3 protein-coding genes and 1 pseudogene are annotated in these 3,162 nt (G+C 54.0%); 3 read left to right on the top strand and 1 reads right to left on the bottom strand.

What is annotated here, in order from left to right; translation table 11 throughout:
* Positions 1 to 83: 83 nt before the first annotated feature.
* Entirely contained in the window at positions 84 to 509 is a 426-nt protein-coding gene (locus PVW27_RS21280) for a hypothetical protein (protein WP_274561191.1), read from the bottom strand.
* A 198-nt stretch (positions 510 to 707) separates the two neighbouring features.
* Here PVW27_RS21280 and PVW27_RS21275 point away from each other — a divergent pair, with 198 nt between their 5' ends.
* The 3 genes and pseudogenes from PVW27_RS21275 to PVW27_RS21265 all read left to right on the top strand — a co-directional run.
* Positions 708 to 932, top strand: a complete 225-nt coding sequence (locus tag PVW27_RS21275; protein WP_274561190.1) for a hypothetical protein — start codon at positions 708 to 710, stop codon at positions 930 to 932.
* Between the two features lie 195 nt (positions 933 to 1,127).
* Positions 1,128 to 1,817 carry an NUDIX domain-containing protein gene (locus PVW27_RS21270; protein ID WP_274561189.1) on the top strand — a complete coding sequence of 230 codons (690 nt, stop codon included), beginning with the start codon at positions 1,128 to 1,130 and terminating at the stop codon, positions 1,815 to 1,817.
* A gap of 678 nt (positions 1,818 to 2,495) precedes the next feature.
* A pseudogene (locus PVW27_RS21265) lies at positions 2,496 to 3,038 on the top strand (ATP-binding cassette domain-containing protein); the annotation flags it as partial.
* Positions 3,039 to 3,162: the final 124 nt, after the last annotated feature.

Raw genomic sequence — 3,162 nt, 5'->3', positions numbered from 1 at the left:
CGCTTCATTGTAGGCTGGCCAGTTCCTGGTCTTGTAGGTCGGGGGTATGTGTCTGCTCATGCATCCCAGCTACCACGCTGGATTCACGAGATGAATCCCTCACAGGATTTGTGCAACAGAGCCGCGCTGAGATAGAAGTCTGTGTTGAAACCCTCAATGCTCTCTACCACGATATAATAGACTTGGTCGTAGTCGACGAACCACGAGATGTCTTCCTGACAATAGTCACTGGCCCCAAAAGCTACGATTTGACTATGGGCGTCATAGATCGTGACATCGATATCCGCCCGACACTGGTCGCTATCGAGATAGATCTCGGCATTAGCCCCCCCATAGCCCAGAAACTCGTAAGGATAGCTTTCCTCACCGGGGCGGATCATACCCCGCTGCTCAACAAAGTCGGGGACACTGTAGCGATTGTACTGACCGGCTGTGGCGGGCGTGGCAAGGGCGGTGGTCACGGCAAGTGTCGGGAGAAGGGCGGCAGTGGTGCAGAAGAGGTTGGTCATGGCAGTCTCCTAAGGGATGTTAAGTCCGGTCTGTTCCATAATAATGTTATATATACATTTATTAAAAAATGTCGTCAATACATTATTTTGATTTGGCACTGGTCACCCCCACCTTCCTACTGAAACCATAAGCCGCGATGGCGCTTTCAATGGACATGTGGGCGGGTGATTTCAGTGGATTCACTCAGGGAACGTCATATGATGTTCGCCATGGCTGTGCAGGTAGACACTCAGCCGGCTGCCGTTCCTGCGGACCATGTTCTAGGACAGATGGTAGCTGTGGTCATCGCCCTGGCGATCGATATCAATGCCGCTGGACAGCGCCGGGACAGCTCAAGAGGGCTACAAGCACGGATCCTCAAAAGGACAGAGGGCAATCCAAGACGAATAGCAAATGTCGTCATGGGATGTTTTTCTGCCTAAGGGGGCTGGCTTGATATATTCAAGGTGCATTAATCACAGGAAAGATAACAACATGGGCGGCATTGCCCCCCTCACCCTCTGTTCCACAGTATGCCTGAACTGCTTGTGGGCGCTGACGTCAGGCAATTGACTTGCATAGGTTTATAATATGTAATATATACATAAATATGCAAATCAGAAGGTTAAAATACCACCATGGCCCATACCTATAGCCACCCTCGCCCTAGCGTGACCACAGATATCCTTGTGTTTTCAATCCGCGAGTGCAAACTGCACGTCCTTCTGATCAAGCGTGGGATCGAACCATTCCTAGGTCAATGGGCAATCCCAGGTGGGTTCTTAAAAATGGATGAAGAACTCGAGGTTTGTGCTGCCCGAGAACTTCGGGAAGAGACGGGATTATCCGACCTCACGGGCATATCCTTGACGCAGTTTCGCACCTATGGCGCTATCGATCGCGACCCTCGCGGACGCACCATTTCTGTAGCTTACCTCACCTTGGTGCCATCCGATCATCTGATCGTACAAGGTATGAGCGACGCCAGCGACGCGCGCTGGTTCAACTATGACGATCTGCCCCCACTCGCGTTCGACCACGCGCAGATCCTAGCGGATGGTCGTGCCCACCTCGCCCTGCTTGTGAATCCTAAAGTTTCGAGAAAGCTAGCCGGAGTGGCTTTCAAATTTCTGCCCGAGGTCTTTACCCTGCCGGAACTTGAGGATGTCTTCGTGACTCTAAGTGGAAGTGGCAAAAAAGTGGATAGGCGCAACTTCCGCAAATGGTTCAGGGCCATGTGGCCACACCGAATAGTCGGCAAAAGGCCTAGTGGCAGCGCGGGGCGCCCGTCGGATCTCTACCAGTTAGACATGACGCAAGCTGAATAATGGCGTACGCTAGAAACCCGGTTGTCCCGTGTCAGTTCTCGTTTAATAGACGCTGCGCTAATGCGCGGGCCTCAGGAAGCGTTAGCAGACGGTGGGAACTGGGATGTGCTCCATCCTCGCCGCCATCCACCACCTTCGAGAGCTACCGCTATACGCGTGACCGCAATCCAGACCTAAACTGAACGAAGACGGCATGAGAGGCCGTCGAGGCTCTGAAAAACGTCGCTGTAGGGCAAGGAGGCTGCGGATGCGCGGCCCGATCCGCCCAGTTCCAGGCGTTTGCGCGACCACAGCCGCGGCGCATGTCAAAAAAGACTCGTTCAGCGGGCTGATTCAGGAGATATTCACGCCTGACGGCAGGTCATCTGGGGACTGTGTCAGTTACTTTCGGGGGGGATTACCGGATAGCTTGTCCGCCAAGCGGCGGTCCACTGGGCGATGTCGGGTGCAAAATATCAGATAAGAACTTGGTTGCAGGAAAGTAATATGGCAGATCAAACAGCCCATATAATTGATGCTATTGTAGTGATTGCAATTATACTTGGGATTATCAAAGGCGCTATCAAAACATTTCAACGCAATTGGATTGCAGCTCTAATTTTGCTGATCTTACTAACTCCTATATGGGTTATTTGGGCGATCTTTGAGTTGTTTGCTGGAAAGATTATCACGCCACGAATGGCGGCAGACACATCAAACGCGGCGCGGCAGGAAACTGCCGCGCCTGATGCACAGGTGCCCGCAATCGAACTGCGCGGCATTTCCAAGTCATTCGGCCCAGTGCAGGCCAACAAGGATATCAGTGTCCGCGTTATGCCCGGCACGATCCACGGCATCATCGGCGAGAATGGCGCGGGCAAATCCACGCTGATGTCGATCCTTTACGGCTTCTACAAGGCCGACGCGGGCGAGATTTTCATCGGCGGGCGTGCAACCGCGATCCCCGACAGCCAAGCCGCCATTGCCGCAGGCATCGGCATGGTGTTCCAGCATTTCAAGCTGGTCGAGAATTTCACCGTGCTGGAGAATATCATTTTGGGGGCCGAAGATGGCCGGTTGCTGCGCCCCAGTCTGGCCAAGGCACGGGCCGCGCTCAAGGCGCTGGCCGCAGAATATGAATTGAACGTCGATCCCGATGCGGTGATCGAAGATATCGGCGTGGGCATGCAGCAGCGTGTCGAAATCCTCAAGGCGCTGTACCGGCAGGCCGATATCCTGATTTTTGTCAACGGCGGAGACAAAACCGGCCACGTGGCGGCGCAAAAGTAGGCCAGTGGCGGGGCACTAAGCGCCATGGCGCGTGCGCTCCCCAAATAGTTGGCATGTGCCATGGCGCATTGGCCCG

Origin of the sequence: Seohaeicola sp. 4SK31, assembly GCF_028802875.1 — a bacterium.
Classification (GTDB): domain Bacteria; phylum Pseudomonadota; class Alphaproteobacteria; order Rhodobacterales; family Rhodobacteraceae; genus Seohaeicola.
Note: the sequence above shows the minus strand (reverse complement) of the source record. Positions and strands in the feature narration are given on the sequence as shown.